Source organism: Ruminococcus sp. CAG:57 (assembly GCF_000435935.1).
In the GTDB taxonomy this organism is placed as follows: domain Bacteria; phylum Bacillota; class Clostridia; order Oscillospirales; family Ruminococcaceae; genus Hominimerdicola; species Hominimerdicola aceti.
The window spans coordinates 10,865-13,259 of the sequence record NZ_FR890755.1; the positions used below are offsets into that span (position 1 = coordinate 10,865).

Consider the following 2,395-nt stretch of genomic DNA (forward strand, 5'->3'; position numbering starts at 1 on the left):
CCAGCCTCTTCAAGCTCTTTCAGCGTGAACTGTCCGTCGCAGTATTCACATGCCCAGCAGTTTTTGTCAGCGCTCCAGAAAAGCTCCGCTCCGCAGTTAGGGCATTTATAAGAAATATTAACAGCCATTTTCCGTACCCCCTATCAATCGTCTTTTATCTTAGTCTTATCAGTGGTGGTACGCAGATAGGTGTCGTTACGCCCAGTGAGTTTAAGATTACTCTTTATGTATTTATCCGCCTTGGTAGCTTTCTGTTTTGTGCGGCTCATTGAAACAAGCACAAAGCCTGTTATAAGTCCTCCCGGTATAGCAAAGCACATATTTGTTCCCACGCTCACACTGCTGTCGGCATATGCCATGACAGGGGTGAAAAACAAATTGCAGGAAATAAGTGCAAAGCCTAATGTGCGGTATAGCTTTTTCAACATTTTTTCTCCTCCCAACTCCATATTTTACATAAAACTAAAATATGTTCACATATGTTTATGATAACAGAAAACGCTTTTCGTGTCAAGAAATATGTCATACAACGTTCAAAAAAAATTCTTTTTTGTCCATTTAAACATATTTTTATACCTTTCATTGGTGTTTTTAACGATTGACAGCCGTTCTGTCAGGAATCAGCGTTATTCAGCGGTTTTCTGCTCGTCAAGGTCAAGAGATATCAGAGGGTTTGCGTCATTGGCCACCTTAGGCAGAACACTATCCCACTTATCGATGGTCTGGTACTTTATAAGCTCGTTTGAAAGAGATTCAGAGATAGTCTTGTTGGCTTCTGCCTGAGCTTCAGCCTTGGTCTTTATGGAAGTTGCCTCAGCGTCTGCGGCAATAACCTTTTTCTTAGCCTCCGCCTCAGCTACAACTATAGCCTGCTCCTGCTCGGTCTTTGTTTTCAAAAGATTCTGCTCTGCTACCTGCTTTGCCTCTATGGCTTCATTAAATTCAGATGAGAAATCAAAATTCACAATGTTGAATTTCTCTATCTCAATACCGTATTCATCCACCTTTGAAACGAGCTGTGCCTTTATTTCCTCGCCCACCTGCGCTCTGTCAGTGATAAGCTGTTCAGCCGTATATTTTGCACATACCGACTTCATACATTCCTGCACTGTTGGCATAAGGATAACGTTCTCGTAATCTGAGCCGATATTCTTGAAAATGCTTGCAGAAGAAGCCGACTTTATTCGGAAGTTCACCGCTATGGTAGAGTTCACAGTCTGCAAGTCCTTTGAAACTGCGTCAGCGTCAGCCTGATAAACTTGTATCTTGTTTGACACTGTTGTTACACGCTGTGCAAAAGGCACTTTCAGATGCAATCCTTCGTTGAGTGCAGTGTCTGATACCTTGCCGAAGGTCGTCACAACGCCCGTACAGCCTGCAGGAACTATGGATACGGAGGATACGACCACTATTATAGCCGCAACTGCCGCCGCACAAATGCCAACGATCTTTCCTGTTTTTCTTGTTGAAATGTCAATGACCTTTTCTTTGCTCATGATTTTTTCCTTTCGTATAAAACAAAGTCTTTCGACTTGCCGTATAACCAAAGGCTTTCTGTCCTTTGGTTTAATATGATTATATCATAAGCCTTACAAATTAGCAAAGTCCGACAAAGTTCGGGGAAGTCAGCGGAAGTCAGCAGTGAACAGATTTTTTGATTTAGCTCACTGTATCTCTTGAAATCTCACCTATTCTCGTTCGTTCAAATCCGCTCGTTATTTATGGGCGAAAAAATTCGGCACAGGTCTATAGCCATATTTCAATATATGTAAAAGCTAATATGTTTATATCATTGCCTGCAAAAAAGGCATAAAAAAATCGGACTCATTTTACTGCGTCCGAATTTTTTATCAATGTATTGATGAAAGAGCGGGCGACCCAAGGCCGCCCCTACAGATAGGTTTGTTAGCTCTTTTTCTTTGCACTGGATTTTACCGCTGTGAAACTCCACACAAGTCCAGCAGCGATCCAGAAGTATGGTGATGAGGTAACAGAACTTATGTTGAAAAACGCCTGTATCAGATAGCAAAGAACTGCCGCAGATACTGCACAGCCTGTCCAGCCGTTTTTGTCTTTCATAAAGCCTGCTACGAGCTTGCACATTTTTACTATAGTCATAATAAGGAATACTATTGTAAGTGCGAAAATGATAAGTCCTCTTGACTGCAAAAGGTCGATATACTCATTATAAGAGCGGTCTATTATAGCACCCGACTCGAATATCGTTCCCCAGTTGTCTGGACCGGTTCCCCAGATAAGGTTTTGCTCGGCAGTATACATTCCGTCGTCCCACAGATAAGGATATATCCACTGTTCGGTATCATCGCCTCTGCCGGTGCCTGTGATAGAAAGTCTGTCGAAGCTGTCATGGAAGATTATTTTCTCGTCCATAAGT

2 protein-coding genes and 1 pseudogene are annotated in these 2,395 nt (G+C 42.3%); all 3 read right to left on the reverse strand.

Going from position 1 to position 2,395, the window contains the following annotated elements; all coding sequences use genetic code 11:
* Window positions 1–143 precede the first annotated feature (143 nt).
* Window positions 144–428, reverse strand: coding sequence for a hypothetical protein (locus QVO88_RS08140; protein WP_022288001.1), 285 nt, complete (start codon window positions 426–428; stop codon window positions 144–146).
* Between the two features lie 198 nt (window positions 429–626).
* Window positions 627–1,496 (reverse strand): prohibitin family protein, encoded by an 870-nt coding sequence (locus tag QVO88_RS08145; RefSeq protein WP_022288002.1) that lies wholly within the window; start codon window positions 1,494–1,496, stop codon window positions 627–629.
* A 409-nt stretch (window positions 1,497–1,905) separates the two neighbouring features.
* A pseudogene (locus QVO88_RS08150) lies at window positions 1,906–2,395 on the reverse strand (hypothetical protein); the annotation flags it as partial.